At 58.5% G+C, this 18,982-nt stretch carries 17 protein-coding genes; 6 read left to right on the forward strand and 11 right to left on the reverse strand.

All coding sequences use genetic code 11. The features are described 5' to 3' along the window. Position 1: 1 nt before the first annotated feature. The 4 genes from purK to E1J53_RS13315 all read right to left on the reverse strand — a co-directional run bounded on the left by purK (position 2) and on the right by E1J53_RS13315 (position 3,817). The gene (gene purK, locus E1J53_RS13300; protein ID WP_134272940.1) at positions 2–1,159 is read right to left on the reverse strand and encodes a 5-(carboxyamino)imidazole ribonucleotide synthase; all 1,158 of its coding nucleotides are present in this window, start codon (positions 1,157–1,159) and stop codon (positions 2–4) included. A gap of 136 nt (positions 1,160–1,295) precedes the next feature. Next, positions 1,296–1,916, reverse strand: a complete 621-nt coding sequence (locus tag E1J53_RS13305; RefSeq protein WP_134272941.1) for a DUF4230 domain-containing protein — start codon at positions 1,914–1,916, stop codon at positions 1,296–1,298. 3 nt (positions 1,917–1,919) lie between these two features. Next, positions 1,920–2,843: a DUF3108 domain-containing protein gene (locus E1J53_RS13310; RefSeq protein ID WP_134272942.1), complete on the reverse strand. Its 924-nt coding sequence runs from the start codon at positions 2,841–2,843 to the stop codon at positions 1,920–1,922. Continuing rightward, the gene (locus E1J53_RS13315; RefSeq protein WP_134272943.1) at positions 2,840–3,817 is read right to left on the reverse strand and encodes a lysylphosphatidylglycerol synthase domain-containing protein; all 978 of its coding nucleotides are present in this window, start codon (positions 3,815–3,817) and stop codon (positions 2,840–2,842) included. Before E1J53_RS13315 ends, E1J53_RS13310 begins: the two co-directional genes overlap by 4 nt. A gap of 233 nt (positions 3,818–4,050) precedes the next feature. Between E1J53_RS13315 and ruvC the strand changes: the two genes are divergently transcribed. After that, on the forward strand, positions 4,051–4,635 hold the full coding sequence (gene ruvC / locus E1J53_RS13320) for a crossover junction endodeoxyribonuclease RuvC (protein ID WP_134272944.1): 585 nt from the start codon (positions 4,051–4,053) through the stop codon (positions 4,633–4,635). 184 nt (positions 4,636–4,819) lie between these two features. On the opposite strand, the gene E1J53_RS13325 is transcribed toward ruvC, so the two are convergent. Further along, entirely contained in the window at positions 4,820–6,178 is a 1,359-nt protein-coding gene (locus E1J53_RS13325) for a radical SAM protein (RefSeq protein WP_134272945.1), read from the reverse strand. Between the two features lie 214 nt (positions 6,179–6,392). Here E1J53_RS13325 and E1J53_RS13330 point away from each other — a divergent pair, with 214 nt between their 5' ends. Further along, positions 6,393–6,734: an ankyrin repeat domain-containing protein gene (locus E1J53_RS13330; RefSeq protein ID WP_134272946.1), complete on the forward strand. Its 342-nt coding sequence runs from the start codon at positions 6,393–6,395 to the stop codon at positions 6,732–6,734. Positions 6,735–6,738: 4 nt separating this feature from the next. Here the strand turns inward: E1J53_RS13330 and rlmB are convergent, their stop codons facing one another. The 3 genes from rlmB to E1J53_RS13345 form a co-directional block, all read right to left on the reverse strand. After that, on the reverse strand, positions 6,739–7,485 hold the full coding sequence (rlmB, locus tag E1J53_RS13335) for a 23S rRNA (guanosine(2251)-2'-O)-methyltransferase RlmB (protein ID WP_134272947.1): 747 nt from the start codon (positions 7,483–7,485) through the stop codon (positions 6,739–6,741). Between the two features lie 201 nt (positions 7,486–7,686). Beyond that, positions 7,687–9,138: a hypothetical protein gene (locus E1J53_RS13340; RefSeq protein ID WP_134272948.1), complete on the reverse strand. Its 1,452-nt coding sequence runs from the start codon at positions 9,136–9,138 to the stop codon at positions 7,687–7,689. A gap of 52 nt (positions 9,139–9,190) precedes the next feature. Continuing rightward, a complete protein-coding gene (locus E1J53_RS13345; RefSeq protein WP_134272949.1) occupies positions 9,191–11,527 on the reverse strand; it encodes a CotH kinase family protein in 2,337 nt (778 codons plus the stop codon). Positions 11,528–11,637: 110 nt separating this feature from the next. On the opposite strand from E1J53_RS13345, the gene E1J53_RS13350 reads away from it, so the two are divergent. Continuing rightward, positions 11,638–12,516 carry an aldose 1-epimerase family protein gene (locus E1J53_RS13350; RefSeq protein ID WP_134272950.1) on the forward strand — a complete coding sequence of 293 codons (879 nt, stop codon included), beginning with the start codon at positions 11,638–11,640 and terminating at the stop codon, positions 12,514–12,516. Between the two features lie 180 nt (positions 12,517–12,696). On the opposite strand, the gene E1J53_RS13355 is transcribed toward E1J53_RS13350, so the two are convergent. After that, positions 12,697–13,836 carry a DUF819 domain-containing protein gene (locus E1J53_RS13355; protein WP_134272951.1) on the reverse strand — a complete coding sequence of 380 codons (1,140 nt, stop codon included), beginning with the start codon at positions 13,834–13,836 and terminating at the stop codon, positions 12,697–12,699. 192 nt (positions 13,837–14,028) lie between these two features. Between E1J53_RS13355 and E1J53_RS13360 the strand changes: the two genes are divergently transcribed. Next, positions 14,029–15,033: a hypothetical protein gene (locus E1J53_RS13360; RefSeq protein WP_134272952.1), complete on the forward strand. Its 1,005-nt coding sequence runs from the start codon at positions 14,029–14,031 to the stop codon at positions 15,031–15,033. Between the two features lie 66 nt (positions 15,034–15,099). Next, complete coding sequence (locus E1J53_RS13365; protein ID WP_134272953.1) at positions 15,100–15,630, forward strand: hypothetical protein; 531 nt, start codon at positions 15,100–15,102, stop codon at positions 15,628–15,630. On the opposite strand, the gene E1J53_RS13370 is transcribed toward E1J53_RS13365, so the two are convergent. Next, on the reverse strand, positions 15,631–17,229 hold the full coding sequence (locus tag E1J53_RS13370) for an ATP-dependent DNA ligase (protein WP_134272954.1): 1,599 nt from the start codon (positions 17,227–17,229) through the stop codon (positions 15,631–15,633). Then, positions 17,226–18,251, reverse strand: a complete 1,026-nt coding sequence (locus E1J53_RS13375) for a ligase-associated DNA damage response exonuclease (RefSeq protein ID WP_134272955.1) — start codon at positions 18,249–18,251, stop codon at positions 17,226–17,228. The genes E1J53_RS13370 and E1J53_RS13375 overlap by 4 nt, the downstream gene beginning before the upstream one ends. Positions 18,252–18,418: 167 nt before the next feature. On the opposite strand from E1J53_RS13375, the gene E1J53_RS13380 reads away from it, so the two are divergent. After that, on the forward strand, positions 18,419–18,976 hold the full coding sequence (locus tag E1J53_RS13380; RefSeq protein ID WP_134272956.1) for a GNAT family N-acetyltransferase: 558 nt from the start codon (positions 18,419–18,421) through the stop codon (positions 18,974–18,976). Positions 18,977–18,982: the final 6 nt, after the last annotated feature.

Below are 18,982 nucleotides of genomic sequence, written 5' to 3' on the forward strand. Positions count from 1 at the left end.
ACTACCGGCTGATGACGCGCACGGCTTCGCGCGCCTCGCGGGCGCGGGCGCGAGCCTGGGCAACGGTATCCCCGAGGGCCGTCACGTGGCCCATTTTCCGGAAGGGGCGGGTTTCCGCTTTGCCGTAGAGGTGGGGATAGACTTCGGGGATGGCCAACAGTTTTTCCCAGCCGTCGTAATGGGCCGGTCCCCGGTGGCCTTCGGCACCGAGGAGGTTAATCATCGCTCCGGGACGGAGCAGATCCGTCCGCCCGAGGGGCAGGTCCAGAATGGCCCGGAGGTGCTGTTCGTACTGGCTGGTGATGCAAGCCTCGATGGTGTGGTGCCCGCTGTTGTGCGGGCGGGGAGCAACTTCATTGACCAGGATGTCGCCGGATTTAGTCAGGAAAAGTTCCACGGCCAGGAGCCCCACGATTTCCATTTGGGTGACGACCTCCCGGGCTAGGGCCGCGGCCCTGGCGTTGACGTCCGCCACGATGGCCGCCGGGCAGACGAGAAACTCCACCAGGTTCGCCGTGGGGTGGAATTCCATTTCTACGGTCGGGAAAACGGCCAGTTCTCCGGAGGGGGAGCGGGCCACGATGACCGCCAGCTCCTTATCGATGTCGGCCATTTTTTCCAGGAGGCAGGGCACGGGCAACAGCTTGTCCCGCAAATCTGCTTCGTCGCGGATGATGGCCACGCCCTGCCCGTCGTAACCACCCGTACGGGCCTTCTGGACGAAGGGCAACGACCAGCGACCGGCTGCCACCGCTTCCCGCACGGCATCGGCATCGTCGAAGAGTTCGAAGTCCGTCGTGGCGATGTCGTGTTCGGCGTAGAATTGTTTTTGGAGCCCCTTGTCCTTGATCAGGTCGATCTTGTCTGGCTGGGGGTACACCTTCACGCCGGCGGCCTCCAGTTCGTGGAGGGCCCCGGTATCGATGTGTTCGATCTCGATGGTCACGACGTCCATCTTACGGCCAAATTCCAGTACGTCCTGTTTGTTGCGGAAATCACCGCTCACGAAGACGCTGGCGTAATTCGCCGCGGGAAAACTGTGGTTCTGGTCGAGCACGTGCAGGGGTAAGTGCCAGTCGGCACCGGCCTGACAGAGCATCTTGCCCAGTTGTCCGCCACCAAGGATACCGATTCGGGGAAAGGGAGATTTTGCAGCCATGCCGCGAAGATAAAACTTCTGGGCGGGGGGTGGGGTGGTTTTGGATGTTGCGGTGGTGCCCGCAAGGTCCTGGTTCGTGGCTAACGCCTCGACTGCAGACCTTGCTCAGGTAGGAGGACCCTTTCAGGGCCCACCATTACTCCACTTCCCGCGGCGGGGCCTGGCCTTCCAGCACCAATTCATAACCCGCACCCTCCACCAGGTAGGCTACCGTTTCCAGCACGCCGTCGCCCTGCTCCCGGGCGGCCTCCAGCAGCTTGCTTTCCAGAGCTTTTTCACGGAGCTTTTCCTTCGCCTTCCGGTTGAGCTCGCTGTAGTCTTCGGCGGTGAAGCTGTTGAACCAGCTTTCGTTGAGGTCCCGGTAAATGAGCTCGTGGTCCACGGCCAGAATTTCGGGTTCGGGCAGGTTTTGCAGGTACACCCGTTGCTGGCTTTCGTCTACCCGCAGTTGCAACTGCTCCAGATCGTAGCCCACCAGCACCGTACCCCGCACCTCTACGGAGGCCTGCTTCCGGAAGGAAAACCGGGCCGGCAGCGGCAGGTACAGGGTCACTTCGCGCGCCTGATCGGAATGATACAGTTCACTGACGTCCCCCTCCACGGTCACCAGTTTGAGCACGTTGCGCACTCGCTCCAGTAACACGGTGGAAGACTCCTTTTCCGTGTGTCTATCTTGGTTAAAACCCCAAAACACGGCTCCGCCCAGGAAAAAGGCGAGTGCGGCAACAATCAGGGTGACTCCGAGACGGGAAAACATACGCTATTCGATTTTTGCCGTCATCGGATACCGCAGTCCCTCGTAGCTTTTCAGCACGGCTTTGATGCTACCCACGCTTACGGGCGATTCAATCAGTACGGGCATTTTATTCTCGTCGTCACTCACCCAGATCTGCATTTCGTCCCCTTCCTTAAATACCTCTCCGGCGATGAGCTGGGGGCTAAATTTCTGGGTGCGGTAGCGTCCCTGCCCCTTCACCTTTTTGTCTTCCTCCGGTCCGAGGTACTTGATGTTGAGTGGGTAAACTTCCTGGTCCATGAGGATTTCGATGGGAATTTCCTGGTTCAGTTTCATCTCATCGTACTCCAGGTTGCGGGCGTAGTAGACGATGGAGATCAGGTCGTGCATACAGCCCTCCAGGGGGATGGTTTTCTCGGTGAGGTCGTCACGGGTCTTACCCCGTTCGCTCACCGCCCGGCCTTCCTTCTGGTAGAAAGTGGTGCGATCGTAGCGCGAATAGGTCTTTTCCTTTACTTCTTTGATGTGGATGTTGGGCAGCAGCGTCTCCTTATCCAGGTAGCTTTCGTAGTTGTACGCCGCCTTGTAAAACCACTCGTAGCTCGAGTAAGTCTCACCGCGCACCATCACGTGGTAATAGTTCGGCAGATCATGCACCAGGAAGGTCACTTCGGCGGCCGGCAGCCAGACGAAATTCCAGTTGTAGTAGATCTTATAGACGATCCGCTCTCCCGGTTTGAAGGTCAGGTTATCAGCGTCGCAGATGTCCGGCAGGGACATGGGGGGATGAAAATCCGGAGCGGTGGAGGCGTTGGGCGAGGTCGCAGGTGCCGTGCGTTCGGGGGAGAGCCATGCGGTTGGGGAGGTAGCCGGAGCGATGCTCGTCGCCAGGCTGGCCGTCAGGGCCAGCGCCATGAGTAGGCTAAGTCTCGTAAGTAGGGTTGTCATCTCAAATTCTTTTTTCTCACCAAAAGCCAGTAGGCCGGCAGGGCGGGCAAGAGCACGTTGATGGCAAATAAACTGCCAAAGGCCAGTACGGTTGCGATTCCGGCCCCCGGCTCCGTATTCCATAGTAACAAACCGAGCTCGGTTCGGGTTACCAGATTCAGCCCCGGCGGCAGGGGAATCCCGGCCTGCACGAGATAAATGGCCGCAATGCCGGCCATGCCCTCCAGCAGGGGGAGTTCCAATCCGAAGCAGCCCAGCAAAATATGGAGCTGCATACAGTAAACGCAAAAACGCAGGCAAGCGTACGCTCCCGCCCGCATCATTAAACCAAATTTAACCTCCCGGATACCTTCCAGCAGGGGGGCATTGTTCCAGGAAAAGCGCCGACTGACCCAACGGATGATCTTCACCAGCAGGGGCTTCCCCCCGAACCAGAGCAGCAATAATACCCCCGGCCCCAGGGGCCAGAGCAGCGCGACGGGGAAGGGTATGCGGTCGGCCAGGAGATCACCGGCCGTCCACATCAGGGCCGGCCAGGCCAGGAGGAGGAAGGCCACCCACTGGGCCGCACTGCCCAGGAGGCTGGAGGTCAGAATGCTGCCCGCTTCTTCGCGGGAGCCCATCAGCATCCGCCCACCGATCTCCCCGATGCGGTTCGGGGTGGCCGCGCTCAGGCTCACTCCCACCATCGTCGCCCGCAGGGTTTTCGCAAACGGCCAGGCCAGGAAGGGCCGGAGCAGCAGTTGCCACTTGCGGGCCTCCAGCCACCAGTTCAGTGGCATCATGGCCAGCACCAAGACGAACCAGGGCCAGACGGAGGGACTACCCAGGCGGGCCAGCAGTTCCCCAAAGTCCACCCGCCGGGCCAGGTGGTAGCATTGCCACCCGAATCCGAGCATCACCACCACGGTCAGCGCCCGCATCCAGGTGGACGTACGGACGTTTAAAAAAATTTTATTCGCGGTTTTGCTCAAATTTTTTGTTGGTTCGGCGTCGCCGTCGGTTCTTTGTTAATACCCGTAACGTGGGGTTAGGCCTTAGCGACACGCAAAGGACCTCAAAATCTCCGATTTTTCGGACGCTTCGAGGACGCAAGCGGTCATTTTGGGTGACCTCAATGATCTTTTGATTGTCAGAATGGTAACCCTCAACCCCAGCCTTTCAGTAAGGACAACCTGCCGTTAATTCCTCACCCAAAACTACGACATTGCCTTCCGCCAAGCCTAAAAAGTCCGTTGAGCCCACCTACCGTATCCTGGGCGTTGACCCCGGCACCGTGGTGCTGGGTTTTGCGGTGGTGGAGGTGCACCCCAAGTCGCGGCGGGTGGTGGAATTGGGCACCCTCAAGCTGGGTAAGCTCAAGGATCACGCCGAGCGCCTGGCCACCATCCACCGTCGCCTCACCCAGGTGATTGACACTCATAAGCCGGCGGTGATGGCCATCGAGAGTCCGTTCTTCGGCAAAAACCCCCAGTCGATGCTCAAGCTCGGTCGGGCGCAGGGGGTGTGCATGGCCGCGGCCATGGGCCGCGGGGTGGAGGTCACCGAGTACGCTCCCCGCAAGATCAAGCAGTCCATCACCGGCAACGGCAACGCCAGCAAGGAGCAGCTGGCCGCCATGCTTTCCGGTGAGTTTTCCCTCGACACCTCCCGCTACCTGGAAGACGCCACCGACGCCCTCGGCGCCGCCCTGTGTCACTACTACCAGAGTCGCTCCCCCCTCGGGAAGGGGAAGAAATTTAGCGGCTGGGAGGGCTTCATCAAGGCGAATGAGGACCGGGTGAAAAAGTAGGTGTTAGGGGTGAGGGTTTCTTTTTGAAGAGAGGCCTTTCGCCGGATAAATCCGGCGCTACCGCATTGATCAGATTGGTGTGCAAGCGGTGTAGGGCCGTACTTTTTTCCATACAGATATGCAATCCAAATCAATGATTTCATTGCCCAAAACCAAGGAAAATTCCCCCGCACTTCATCGTCACTCACTCCCCACTCAACGCATAGTCCCGAAGGGGAACCGCAGGTCTCTTTTTCGACATATCCACCGGGTAATTCCCCCGGATACGCTTGGCGCAGTAAAAGGCGTTCATGAACAAGACCATGAGGAGCGCTCCTCTCCTCAGGCGCAGCGCCCGGAAGATCCGCTTCAGCGAGTTTACCGGCCCGAAGCTCCGTTTCCACAGCGTGCGGTGGGCGTCGAGTAAGCCTTCGGGACTTAAGTTTTTGGGTTGAAAGGCTACGTTGTAGCCGTTGTAGTAGTTCCAGTCGCGATCCGTGAGGATCCGGTCCTCCTCCCGCAGTTTTTCGTACAAACTCGTACCCCTGAAAGGCGTCATGATGCTCAGGAAGGGGACGTCTACGCCGATTTCCATCAGCCGGTCGGCCATGTCCACGATACTCTCGCGGTCGTCGTTATCGAAGCCCGCGATGAATCCCGCCATGACCGCAATTCCCCGGCTCCGGATGGCCCTGATCGCGGCCTGATAGTTTTCCACCTTGTTCTGTCGTTTGTTGGCGTCCCGCAAAGACTCCTTGCCGAACGACTCGATGCCCAGAAACACCCCGATGCAGCCCGAGGCCTTCATCAGGTCCAGCAACTCCGGATCCTTGGCAATGTCCATGCTGGCCTGCGTCAACCACCATTTTTTCAGGGGAATCATTTCCTGCAGCAGCGACCGAATGTACGGTCGCCGGATCGTCAGGTTATCGTCCCAGAACCAGACGATCTTCCGCTGCCACCAGTACGGAAAGTCGTCGTAGGCCGCATCCCGCACCACGTCCTTTACGGGCCGTAAGCGAAAGCCAGGATTGAGGGAAGGCACCGTACAGAAGGAACAGGTAAAGGGACACCCCCTGGTGGCCTGCAGTACCTTTTTGATGAAGAACTTATCCGGCAGTAGGTCGTAACGCGGGGTGGGAAGATCCTGCATGTCGCAGGGTGTTCCCCGGTAGATGTTCCGCAACACCCCAAACTCGGCGTCCTGCAGTAACTGCTCCCAAACGTTCTCCGCCTCCCCGGTCACGACGGCGTCGAAGAACTCCAGGGCTTCCGTTTCATTATAGGTCACGTGGGGACCTCCGGCCACCACCATCTTTCCCCGCTCCCGGAACGCCCGCGCCAGGTGGTAAGCCGCATTGGCGAAGCCGCTGAAGAAGGAGATGGCGATTAAGTCGGCGTCAGTATCATAATCAATTGCGTCTACCTGCTGGTGAATGACCCGCACCTCGTGCTGCGCTGGCGTGATGGCCGCGAGGTGAATACCGGTGATCGGCGGCACAAAGTCCTTCTCGTGTCCGAATTCGTAGCGTTGGATGTAGGCGATGATGACGGCAATAATCATTTAAAAGTACTTTGTTTTTCAAAGTTACTGTTTTTACGTCAATTCCACCAGAAAAAGTTCTTCTCGAGACCCGCGGCATCCACACCTTTCCAAAAAGACCCCAAACCGCTGATTCACGGTCCCTTTAACTAGGGAACCTCACCTATTCCCCCCTTCTTGGCGAGATGGCTTATCATTGCAAACCAACCACGTAAACCGTTAACCCTCCCCCTCCATGGCCGCTGGCGACTGGAAAGACCTCCTCAACGCCATCTTCGCGAACGATCTCGCGCTCGTCAAATACCACGTCGAGGGTGGGGTGAACGTCAATTACCAGCACCCGGAATTCCTAACTACCCCCCTGCTGGAGAGCATCACCCAGGAACGACTTGAAATCACAAAATATCTGCTGGAGCAGGGCGCGGACCCCACCCTGCGGGCGGGCTTCAGCGCGGATAGCCCACTCAAAGTGGCCAGGAGAACGGGTAATAAGGCCCTCATCAGCCTGGTGAAATCTTTCCTTCCAAAGAAGCGGAGTAGCCTGAAATGGATTATCCAGCAGTTTAAAGGAAGTTAATGTCCTAGTTCCCCATTCGGGCTCGCATCGCCTCCCACAGCAGGATACCCGCCGCTACGCTGACATTGAAGCTGTTCAGGGTACCGGCCTGCGGGATTTTGAAGGTGACGTCCGCCGCCCGGGCTACGCCCGGGGAGATACCGTCTCCCTCCGCCCCCATCACGATGCACAGCGGCTCAGTGAGCGTGAGCTCGTGCAGGTACCTATCCGCCTGGAGGTCGCTGGCGATCACTTTGACGCCGCTCATCCGCAGTAACTCCACGGTATTGACGAGGCTCTTTTCCCGGCAGACGGGCAGCCGCAGCAGCGCCCCGGCGCTGCTCTTCACCGCGTCGGCCGTCAGGCCCGCACTGTTCTTCTGGGGGATGATGATGCCGTGGGCCCCGCAGACCTCCGCCGAGCGGGCGATGGCCCCCAGGTTACGCACGTCGGTCACGCCATCCAGCAACAGCAGCAGGGGCGTTTCGCCCCGCTCGTAGATCAGGGGCAGCAGGTCTTCGGTTTTCTGGTAGGCGGCCGCCGCCAACTGGGCCACCACCCCCTGGTGGTTTCCCCGCACCATCCGCTGCAGCTTCGCCTGCGGAATGATCGTAAAGGGTACCTCCTTTTCCTTGCACAGGTGCCGCAGCTCCTTCTCAAAGTCGCCCCGTGTGCCCTGCTGCAGGAATACCTTATCCACCGGCCGGTCACTCCCCAGCGCCTCCAGCACCGGATGCCGACCGTAGATCAGATCCTCTCTCTGTTTTTTCATCGGGGTAAAGATAGGTAGTGCGGCGGGCCGTTAAGGGCTAGTTCATCTTAACCATCACAAAGTTTCAACGGTTGGGCATGATTCTCCGGAATCAAATAGCCGCGTAATTAAGGAAACTGAAGGACTAATCTATTCTCAAAACACCCTCTCAAAGGCTCGAGAATTAACCCCAGCAAACCAGCAACCAGCAACTAGCCCCCCCTACGCCATCGCCATCGGCGTGCTCTCCTTGATCAGCCACTGCCTGGCCACGAGCAGCTCGGTGTCCTGCACCGTCTGGTGCAGGTTGGTCATCTTCTTGTCGTAGGTCTCCCGGTCGATGTAGTCGAACTGGTGCTTGAGGTTCACCAGCTGCTTCGTGAAGCGGATGTAGTTGCTGTAGCTCCGCTTGTCCTTGGTGCTGATGTTGCGGTTCCGGCGCACGTAAAGTCGGAAGGTCTCCAGCAGGTTCAGGGCGTACTCCTGGTCTTCCTGGTCGTAGGCGATCCGGACTTCCAGCAGCACCCGGGCCAGGTGGTACTTCACGTCGGAGTCCGTCACGGTAATGAGCAGCTTGGCCGCCTCGTCCAGGCGCTTAGTGGTGTAGAGAAACTGAGCCTTGTTGAGGGCGTAGGCGTTGGCCCGCTTTTTCTCGGGCAGGCGTTCGCGGTTGTCTTCGATGAAGTTTTCCGTCCACTCGAACTCTCCGGTGGCCGAGCCCAACGTGACGATGTTCTTGTATTCCCACTCACTGATCTCGCCGCTTTCGTCGTAGATGATGCCCGTGTCCAGGCGACGGCGGTAGAGCTCCAGCAGCTCCATCCGGTAGGCGGCGTGCCCGCTCATGATTCTCCGGATACAGTAGTTACTGGCGAAACTAAATATATCTTTCTGTTGCTTCAGGGGCAACTTACTCATCCCCTCCTGGAGGTAATGCCGAATCCTTTCGTAATGCTGCTCCTCCTCGGGTTCCCATAGGCTCAGCATGATGTGGAAGTAACAGTCGATGGAGGGCTCTGACGCCCGCATTGCTGCCCCTTCTTCGCCCCGCAGGTATTCCATGATTTCCTTCAACAGAAAGAAATCATACTGCGTGTTCATCAGGAGCATGTTGTAGGTCAACTGACAACCATGCCGTAGTTTTTCAATGATGAAATAGCGATCCAGGTGGTTCAACATGGCCTGCATCTCTCGGGTATCCGAACGGTTTACGTTGCCCTGGTAGTAACCGTTGATGGACTTCCATTCGTAGGCCGCCAGGTGCAGGTCTCCGTCGCGGTAGGGGTGGCGATCCACCCGCTTGTCCAGCCGTTTACCGCGGTTCTCCAGCAGGCGATAGCGGTGCAACTCCTTGGTACGCTTGAGGGTGAGCACCTCTTCCCGGAAGGGCTCTTCCTGGAGCTGTTCCACGGCCAGAAAGCGGTTGACGAGTTTCATCAGTCCGGACTGCAGGTCACTCAATGACTGCCCCGTGTTCGCCCTGGCGCGCACCGCCTCGGCCCGCTCCTCGGTGATGCGCGGACGGGTCTTGCCCAGCTCCTTCAGGATGAAGGCCAACAGTTGCTGGGTGGCCTTGTGACGGTTGAAGTAGGGACTGTCCACGAACTGCCGGAGCCGCTCCCGTTCCCGGCCGTCCATGGCCGCAATCTGCCGTACTACTTTGCTGTCTTGCATCAACGTAAATATACTGAGGGTCAATTTTTTTTCTAAACCCTGGTCGAATTATCTACTGTTCCGTCCGCCGGGCCCGCCAGTAGATGATCAGCAGCAGCACGCTCAGGCCCACGATGATGCGCGTCCAGTAGTCGCGGGGCGTAATGACGGCGGTACTGACGCCCTCCGGATTAGCCTCCATGGGTGATCCTGCTCCCGCCAGCACCATCCAGTTGCGTTCGTCCCGATTATCGAGTCCGGGCAGGGCCAGCACGTAGCTAAAGTCCTCCGGCTGGGTGCCGTCCAGGGCGTAGGTGACGACATTCACGTAGGCACCCCGCCGGCTGTATAGGCCGAGGGTTTCCCGCCGCTTGTTCAGTCCGAAGGGCAGTCCGCCCACCACCTCGTCGGCCCAGGGGAAGATGTTTAAAAAGTCGGCTCGATCCTCGCAGACGACTAGGTAGCCATCGGGAGGCAGGACCACGGCCGGCAGCCGCATCTCCCCACCGCCGCCATCGGTGAGTAGCCAGTCGCGCAGGTCCACGGCTTCCTCGCTGCGGTTGTGGAACTCGAGCCAGTCCCCCGCCGCACCACCAGAGGGGTGCACTTCGGAGATGATCACCCGATCGGCCAGATCGTGTTCGTGGGGCACAAAGTTGGCGTGAAACCGGTAGGGTAGGTCCCGGCGCAAATCCTGGATGATTTCGGGGCGGTCATGGTCCAGGCCCTCCCACCCGGCGAAGCGGTAGCCATTTTTTGCGACGGCGCGCAGGTGCAACGGAATTCCGGAAAAGTAGTCGACCGTTTGTCCAGCGCTGCCCACCCGCAAGCTTCCACTCAGTTCCACCCAGCCACCGTCGCCGGCCGTGACCGTCACGCGGCGGTCTTCCCCCGCCGCAAAGAATTGCCGCAGCTGTTCCCGCAAATGATGGGGCCGGTGACGGGCAAACTCCCGCAAGCGTTCCAGGTGAATGCGCCAGTGTTGCTCCTTTCCCCGCCACCGCTGCCACTGGCGGGGCATGTCGTACTCCAGCGCCCGCCGACGCTCCTCGATGGCCTCCAGCACCCGCTCGGCGGCAAAGTCGGTGGCCAGATATTCGAGGCTGCGATTGACGAAGGCGTTCCGGTAGTCCGCGTTGCGCAGCAACCGCCGCTGAAATAAGGTTGACCAGGGAGGGTTGGGCCAGGAAGGCCCGTCCGGGGCGGTGTAAAATTCCAGGGTGTTGCGTAGGTAGGCACTATCCTGATGGAGGCCGAAACCCTGGTCGACGTCGTAGAGGATCCAGCGCCAGCGACCGTGCGGCCCGTGGGGCCGCCAGTAGCGGATGTTTCCGCCCGCGTCCCGATTGTCAAAGTAGGTCTGGGCGATCTGAAGGCGCTGAAAGTTATCCACGTCCATACGCTTTTCCAGCTCGTAGTACACCGCCGGATCGGCCGGGTCATTTTGCTTGAGGTAACGCAACAACTGCCGGTACTGCCGGACGGAACCATGCTTGACGCTTTCCTGGTGTTCCAGCAGGTCGAGGGAGTCCTTATCTACCCCCGAGCGGTCTTCGAGGAACTGGGGGTTGATCTTTTCCCGCAGGTGGTAAATGCCCCAGTACTTGCCGTTGAGGTAGACCTGCACCGGTCGGGCCGCCTGCCGCTCCAGGTCCCAGCTCTCGTCCCGCAGCAGTCCCGTCAGGAGGGCATCCCGGATGTAGGACCTGCCCCAGTCGGAGCCGGCGTTGCGGGCCACCAGAAACCGGAAGGAATCGTTGCCCTCATCGCCGAACACCGGGTGCTTAATCCGCTTCTTGCCGTAGCGGGAGCGGGCCGAAACGGAAAAGGATTTCTGGGGGGCCAGACGACTCATGCCCCCGAACATCCGGAAGCCGACCGTAGCGGAAAATACCGCCCGGTCCTCCTCGATGTAGTCGAAATGAGCGGGGTGCTCCCGCTTCGTCCACCAGTTGGCGCCGGGTTGCTTCCAGTGGCCGGGGTCGGCCCCCGGTCCCGCGAGGAACCAGCCGCTGTTCTGGTCGAACAGTCGCCAGGGATCGATACCCACCGAGAGGGTCGGCAAGCGGGTGTCGGGTTCATCAATGAAGTAGGTGGCACCCACGATGTAGCTGCTGCGCTTGCCGTCTTCGCCGAAGGCGGCCACCCGCAGCAGGGTGGTGGTCTCCACCGTGAGTGGACCGGTGTAGCGGGGCGATTTGGCGGTGGGGGTACTCCCGTCAAGGGTATAATGATAATTGCCTTCTCCCTCCAGGGTGATGCGTTGGGGGCCGGCGTAAAAGCCGGCCGCGGGCTGAATTGTTGGGACGGCCACGGCCATCGGATCGTCCGCGGCACCTGCGACCTCGCCAAAACAGATGATGGCTAAAAACGAGGTCAGCAATAGGGGGATTCGGAGGAGGTGGCGCAAAATTCAGGGAATAGACTACGCAAACAAGGTACTATCTTTTTTCGGTCAATTTGTCGATCGCCGCCACGGTCAAGTTTCTTATCTTGCGCGAAAGCCCGCAAGCAAAACCTATGCGCTACCGTCTGAAAAATCATTTGCTCCGTATTGAAGTCGAATCGAAAGGAGCAGAGCTCTCCAGCCTCGTTAAAATCGCCACCGAGATGGAATATATGTGGCAGGCGGATCCGGCGATTTGGGGCAGTCATGCCCCGGTGCTTTTCCCCATCATTGGCGTACTGAAGGACGGGAAAACGCGCATCAACGGAGAGGAATATCACATCCCGAAGCACGGCATGATCCGTCATAACGAGGACCTGGAATTCTACAGCCAGACGGAGGACCGCATTACCTTTCGCCTCAAGTGCAATGAGGAGACGCAGAAGCACTACCCCTACGACTTTGAATTTCTGGTTACTTACCGGCTGCGCAACGAACACGTGATCGTTTACCACGAGATTTACAACGAGGACACCCAGCCAATTTACTTCTGCCTCGGCGGCCACCCCGCGTTTCGCGTTCCGGCTTTCCAGGGAGAGCGATACGACGATTATCAACTCCGTTTCGAAAACGACGAGGACAGTGAAAGCCACGAGGTACTGGCCGACGGCACCATCGGCCCCAACACCCGGCCGGTGCCCTGGAAAAACGGAAATATTCTTCCGTTGAGCCACGAGCTTTTTGAAAAGGACGCCCTGGTTTTCAAGGACCTCAATTCCATTTCGGTCGTGCTGGAATCCGTGCGAAGAGGACCAGTATTAAAGATGGATTACGCCGGGTGGACCCACCTCGGTATCTGGGCCAAACCCAACGGGGACTTCGTGTGCATCGAGCCCTGGATGGGCCTGAGTGACCCCCACGACAGCGACGGGGAGTTCATCAATAAGGAAGGGATTATTAAGCTGGACCCCAACTGCGTGTACGAGATGAGCTACGACATCAAAATCCTGTAAGTCAAGGCCTAGGGTGTTCCGTGAGGTTTCATCAGCGATTCCTGCGGAATCGCGGCAGTTCAGAGGGGCAAACGGTAGCGACAAGGCATGCCTTGCCGCTACTGGAAAATTCAATGACTTGATGGCCAAAGGGTTAATTCACGGAACACCCTAAGTCATGGCCATGCTCCGGATAATCGATTAACCGCCCAGGTAGGCCGCCACGGCAAAGCCCAGGTAGGTACCCAGTCCGTTGCCCAGCGCACCGACCAGGATGCCGGGCAGGTAAAGGTCCATCCGGTCGAGGCTTTTCGCCAGCGCGAGGGCCGAGGAGGAGCCACCGATGTTGGCCTGGGAGGCCACCGCCGCTACGTCCCAATCCAGCTTTCCCAGGGCCGCGGCACCGAAGAGGAGGAGCCCATGCACCAGCACGGTGACCAGTACGAGGATGAAGAGTGGCAGGGCGAGGGCACCGATCTGGCCCAGGGCGGCCAGTTCACAGTAGGCACCGATAACGGCCAGGAAAAGGTAGACAGCGAACAGGCCAAGAATGTGTCCGCCGGACAAGCGGCGGATGGCCGGAATCTGGGCCAGCAGGAGGGCGATGGTGGTCAGGATCAGGATGGACGGAACACTGGTCATTTCCGCCAGGACGTCGCTGGCCAGCAGCGTGATGAAGCCCAGGCTGAGGAGAACGCCCAGGTCAAAAACGGAAATGGATTCGTGGGATCGTTCTCCGGACTCCTCGGCCGATAATTCTTTCGTTTCCTGTTTGGCTCGTGGCCAAAGGCGCCGGAGGCCCAGGGGGGCCGCGATGGTCACCACCATCCAGAGGGCAGTGATGATGTTGTCCACGGCGGTCATACCAGCGTAGAGCACGCCCTCCGACATCACGTCGTAGTGGATCGCCACAGCGTTGAAATTCACGCTTCCTCCCGAGTAGGTTCCGGTGAACATCCCAGAAATGGCCGGATACAACTCCCCGAAGTGCCGGCTTCCGTCGATCATGCTCATGCCGATGATGACGCCGATGGCCGTCCCGATGCTACCCAGCAGAAATAGGATCAGCATGGGGGCGCCGGCCCGCCGGATGCTGGCAAGGTTCACGTCCAGCAGCAGATAAAAAATGGACAGGGGAGCGAGGTAGGTAAAAATCCCGTCGTACACGACGGAACCGGTGGAGGCCGAGGGCACCAGCCCGAGGTTGGCGATGATGGCCACCAGGAGAATCACGACCAGCGCCGTTCCGAAGTGACGGAAAAAAGTAGTCCGGACAAGGTATTCGGAGATGACCACACTGAGGCAAAGGGCGGCGAGCACAAAAAGTGGGGAGGTGAGCATAACGGTAGAGGAGATAACGGCTTGGGGCGGTATTCGCCGTGAACAAGTATACGCTTAAGTCCCCGTAATTTTTCATGGTATCCGGGCGAGGAGAATTACTGGCTATCCATTAGCTCCCTGATCTGGAGGGCCGGCCACTTCTTTTAAGTTCCTCACGGAAAGACTATCTTCCGTATCCAGTAAATGGTCCTTGTGAAATCCTTTGAAGAAAAAGAAAGGCTAAATAATTCTCTCGCCGCCGCCCATCACGTTGGTGGAAAGGCTAGGGCAAAGGATTCAGAAGGGAAGGATTATCCGTCCTTTGAAGACCATCGTCCCGTGGCCGCGCTGCAGCAGAAAATTCACGCCCTCGCTAATCATGGTCCTACCAGCACTAAGGGTGCACCAATTCAGGCCAAGGGAGAATGGGCGGCCCCATTCTCCAACCTGCTTGCCGCCGGTTTTGATCGGTTAATGAACTGGCTTAATCCGGGCGGACACTTTTTCGGTGACTATGAAATTGGGAATCTGGAAAACTGGCACGAAGCAGACCAAGAAGAAAGATCACCCCAGGATCTGGTGGAAATGGCCCGTGGACTAAATGCCACCGCAATTGATGATTTTCTGGCGGGGCAGATCCCCGCAGAGGAGGACCAGGCAGTAGTTGAAGACGAACAAACTGAAGAGGAGGCATCCGAAGAAGCACCTCCGGTTCCCGAAGACCTAAGGGAAATGGCCGCAGCGCTTGGTCCGGATGCCCTGAATGCCTTCCTGGAAAGGCAACGCCCCGCGCCTTACGTTCCTCCGGGGCGTCGCCCGGGAGCACAGCAGCTCAATAACGGCCCTTACCGCATCCTCACTAATGCTAACCACGCTGACGTTCGTCACACCATTAGGGGTATTTGGCGAGCCGGAACCGTGCTAACTGATCACGCAACCCACGTAGCCATTTTTCGGGATGAGGAATCCTACCGGGCCGCTCTTCAAGCTATCCCCACGGATCGGCAAAGTTGGCGGCAGCGAAGGCGCGGGGGACTCTTGGCCAGGCGAAATGGAGTGACTTACTATGGTCAGCATCTCGGAGGGAACGACCTGTCCATCGATACCTTTTTCCCAACCGGAAGAAACCAATTATCGATACGCATAGAAGAGGTTGAAAGGATTCTTGAAGAAAGTGGCAGTTATGAAGAATTTGCCGAAAGAATTACACGGAGATAAAGGAATGTTCGACCTTAGGTAAAGCTTTCCCTTGTCATCCCCGTAAATCCAAATAAATATACCCTAATGAATAAGGTCCTCTATCTCGGGATGTTGCTCTGCTGCCTAAGCTTTAGCGTCCGCGCCCAGTCCAATCAAGAAATGATGTACCAGGAAAAAGTAGCTACCCTAGACAGTACCATCGAAAATCTCTACGCCGTGATCTCCGGGGAGAAGGGAGTCGCCAGAAACTGGGAGCTCTTCAAGTACCTCTTTCACCCGGACGCCAAATTGATTCCCACCCAGAAAAATGAGGCCGGCGTCTATCGCCCGACCTTCCTTACGCCGGATGGATACATCGAGCGCGCGGGAAAATGGCTGGTGGAAAACGGCTTCTTTGAAAAGGAAATCCACCGGGTGGAGAACACCTTTGGCAACATCACCCAAATCTTTAGCACCTACGAATCTTACCGCAGTGAAGCAGATGATCAACCTTTCGCCCGGGGCATCAACAGCATCCAATTGATGGATGACGGTAAACGCTGGTGGATCATCAACATCTACTGGACGGGAGAAACGAAAGACAACCCAATCCCGAAGGAATACCTACCAGAATAATTACCCGCCCCCATACTGCTCCAGCAGCTGGAGCAAGTCTTCCTTCGTGTTGGCTTCTTCCACCGGCTTGTCTTCCCGCCAGCGCAGCATGCGGGGGAACCGCAGGGCGACACCTGACTTGTGGCGCGTGGATTTGCGGATGCCCTCGAAGCCGATTTCAAAAACGTGCTGGGGCTTCACGCTGCGCACCGGGCCGAAACGCTCCACCGTATTGCGGCGCACCCAGGCGGTGATACGGTTAAACTCTTTGTCCGTCAGCCCGGAATAGGCCTTGGTGAAGGGCACCAGTTGGTCGCCGTCCCACACGCCGAAGGTGAAGTCCGTGTACAGGTTGGCGCGGCGGCCGTGGCCGCGCTGGGCGTAGATCATCACCGCATCAATGGTGAGCGGATCCACCTTCCATTTCCACCAGTCTCCCTTTTTCCTTCCCTGCCGGTAGGCGCTGTCTTTACGCTTGAGCATGAGGCCCTCGCTGTTTTTCTCCCGGGCCGTTTCCCGCTCGGCGGCCAGTTCGTTCCAGTCAGTGTAGTCCACAACGGGCGAGAGTTGAAGTACCCCGTCGGTATCCACCTGGTCCACCAGCTGCTCCAGCAATGTTCGTCGTTCCGCCAGGGGCCGCGGTCGGATATCTTCCCCGTTCCATTCCAGCAGGTCGTAGGCCATCAATATGACGGGGGCATCCTGTAGTAGCTTCTTACTGACCTTCTTCCGTCCGATCCGGGTTTGCAGTACGTTGAAGCCCAGCGGACGCCCCTCCGCAAACGGCAAAATTTCACCGTCGATCACGGTGCCGTCGGGCAAGAGGTCCGCCAGGGGGTGGTATTCGGGATATTTGTCCGTGACGAGTTCTTCTCCGCGCGACCAGACGAATACCTCGCCCCCCCGCACGATCAGTTGTCCCCGGATGCCGTCCCATTTATGCTCGGCCTGCCAGTCAATAGGTTCGCCTAATTCAACCAACTCCTGCTCTAATTGGTAGGCGAGGTAGAAGGGATAGGGTCGGCTGTCATCGTCGCCCTCGGAAGCATTAATGACCAAATCTTCGAAGGTCGTATCGTCCGGTGTCCAGTTACCCATCAGGCGGTGCGCCAGTTTGTTTTCTTCGATGTCGGTCGCCTTGCTCAACGCCCGGGTCATGAGCTTCTGGCTGACCCCGATTCTAAATCCGCCGGTGATGAGTTTGTTGAAGAGGAACCGTTCGGTGGTGTCCAACCCACGCCAGGCAGCCATCACCGCTTCCCGTTTTCCTTCGTCGTCGTAGTTGGCCAGCCCCTGGATGTAGCCCATCCAGTAGCTGAGGGAGTGATCACTCCGCTCCGTGGGGGGTGGAAGGACCAGCGCGAGGGTTTCCGCCAGGTCTCCCACCACGTGATAACTTTCTTCCAGCAACCAGAGGTCAACGCCCGACAACTCCGCCGCCCAGGATCGGAACAAGCGGGAATTCACCGTGCGCCGCGGCCGCCGGTGGCTGAGCAGGGCGATGGTCCAGAGTTTATCGTCCGGCGGAGCGATCCGAAAATAGTCGGCCAGCGCCTCCACCTTGGCGTTGGTCTTGGTGGTGCGGTCAAGCTTGCGGAAAAGGTCGGCGAAATGCTTCATGATTCTGCTTCCTTTTCGGCCAGTTTGTCTTCTTCGGCCACGTCCTCTCCCTCGTACTCCGTTTCCAGCTCGACGGCGTTGAGCCCCAGGCTGCGAAGGTACTTGCTAAAAATGGCCGTATACCCGTGCGTCACGTAGACGTTTTCGGCCCCCGTCGCTTCGATGGCGGCAAGTAGTCCGGACCAGTCGGCGTGATCCGACAAGACGAAGCCCCGGTCGGCGCCCCGGCGGCGCCGGGCGCCGCGGAGGGTCATCCAGCCCGAAGCGGACCCCACCACCGCGCCGGTAAACTTCTTGATCCAGGGCTGACCGATGGAGCCCGGAGTGGTCAGCACCAGATTGCCGGGATAGGCCTTTTTATCAATCTCCCGGGTCACGCGAACCGTATCCGGTAAATCGATGCCCTGGCGGCGAATCACTTCATTGGTATTTTCCACCGCTCCGTGGGTGTAGATGGTGCCGATGGAGGTGTCCAATCCGCGGAGCAAGCGTTGGGCTTTGCCCAGGGCGTAGGTGGTCAGGATGCTGGTTTTTCCCGCCGACTGGTTCTCCCGCCACCAGTCGTTGATTTCCCCCATGATTTCTTCCTGGGGCCGCCACCGGTACACCGGTAGGCCGAAGGTGGATTCGGTGATAAAGTGATGGCAGCGAACGGGGGCAAACGCTTCACTGATGCCGTCGTCTTCGGTTTTGTAGTCCCCGCTGGCTACCCAGATTTCCCCGCCGTATTCAACCCGGATTTGGGCCGATCCAATGATGTGGCCCGCGGGATGAAAGCTGAATTTCACACCGTTGATCGTGGTCGTACTTCCGTAGTTTACCGTTTGAATATTCACCTCCCCGAGGCGGTGGCGGATGACCGGAGCGGCGGAGGTGGTACACAAATAAGCCTCGTTGCCCCAGCGGGAGTGGTCGGCGTGCCCGTGAGTGATCAGCGCCCGTTTTACCGGGCGCCAGGGGTCAATGTAGACGTCTGCCCGACTACAATAAATGCCCCGATCCGTAAATTCCAGCAGTGCCATTGTGGGAGTAACTCCGAAAACGGCAATCGTGTTTTGCCGAATTTTTTCTACTAAGTCTACATGTAGACTTAGTAGACGCAATTTGGCCTCCCAAAACAAAAAAATTCCCCGTCACCGGAAACTTTCCACCACCCATACCACCTTTCCCCACCAACGATTCCTCCACCATGCCCACGCCACTACCCACCTCTTTCTACCTCACCACCCCTCGCCTCCGGCTCCGTATCCCGCACGCCAAAGACATCCCCCGGGTTTTCTCGGCCACCCGGCACGCAGGCTTCAACGACGGGATGCAGTGGGAGCCACCTACGGCCATCGAAGAACTACGCGCTCCCCATGAACGGGGCGTCCTGGCCTGGAAAAACGGAGAGGCATATGGATTCACGGTTGCCGGGAAAACAACCGATGAACTACTGGGCAGAATTTCCATTCGCCCCACCGAAGAAAAAGAAGTGTGGAACGTCGGCTTCTGGACCCACCCGGAGGTGCAGGGGCAGGGCATCATGTCAGAAGCCCTGACGGCCGTGCTCGACTTTGGGTTTACGCAACTTCGGGCTACCCGGATCGAAGCGGCCTACGCAACCTGGAATACCGCCAGCGAAAAGGTGTTACGTCGGGCTGGCTTTCACTTTGTGCAGCGCGTGGAAGAAGGCCTCTTCAAACACGGAGCGTGGGTACCCGAAAATGTGGTATCCATATCCCGGAGCGAATGGCGTAAGGACTGAACCAGT

The sequence above is a fragment of the Lewinella sp. W8 genome, assembly GCF_004375085.3.
Classification (GTDB): Bacteria; Bacteroidota; Bacteroidia; order Chitinophagales; family Saprospiraceae; genus Neolewinella.

Bases quoted from the DNA above. Each gene is read 5' to 3' on its own strand.
- purK (WP_134272940.1), bottom strand. From the start codon at position 1,159: ATGGCTGCAAAATCTCCCTTTCCCCGAATCGGTATCCTTGGTGGCGGA.
- E1J53_RS13305 (WP_134272941.1), bottom strand. From the start codon at position 1,916: ATGTTTTCCCGTCTCGGAGTCACCCTGATTGTTGCCGCACTCGCCTTT.
- E1J53_RS13310 (WP_134272942.1), bottom strand. From the start codon at position 2,843: ATGACAACCCTACTTACGAGACTTAGCCTACTCATGGCGCTGGCCCTG.
- E1J53_RS13325 (WP_134272945.1), bottom strand. From the start codon at position 6,178: ATGATTATTGCCGTCATCATCGCCTACATCCAACGCTACGAATTCGGA.
- E1J53_RS13330 (WP_134272946.1), top strand. From the start codon at position 6,393: ATGGCCGCTGGCGACTGGAAAGACCTCCTCAACGCCATCTTCGCGAAC.
- rlmB (WP_134272947.1), bottom strand. From the start codon at position 7,485: ATGAAAAAACAGAGAGAGGATCTGATCTACGGTCGGCATCCGGTGCTG.
- E1J53_RS13340 (WP_134272948.1), bottom strand. From the start codon at position 9,138: ATGCAAGACAGCAAAGTAGTACGGCAGATTGCGGCCATGGACGGCCGG.
- E1J53_RS13350 (WP_134272950.1), top strand. From the start codon at position 11,638: ATGCGCTACCGTCTGAAAAATCATTTGCTCCGTATTGAAGTCGAATCG.
- E1J53_RS13355 (WP_134272951.1), bottom strand. From the start codon at position 13,836: ATGCTCACCTCCCCACTTTTTGTGCTCGCCGCCCTTTGCCTCAGTGTG.
- E1J53_RS13365 (WP_134272953.1), top strand. From the start codon at position 15,100: ATGAATAAGGTCCTCTATCTCGGGATGTTGCTCTGCTGCCTAAGCTTT.
- E1J53_RS13370 (WP_134272954.1), bottom strand. From the start codon at position 17,229: ATGAAGCATTTCGCCGACCTTTTCCGCAAGCTTGACCGCACCACCAAG.
- E1J53_RS13375 (WP_134272955.1), bottom strand. From the start codon at position 18,251: ATGGCACTGCTGGAATTTACGGATCGGGGCATTTATTGTAGTCGGGCA.
- E1J53_RS13380 (WP_134272956.1), top strand. From the start codon at position 18,419: ATGCCCACGCCACTACCCACCTCTTTCTACCTCACCACCCCTCGCCTC.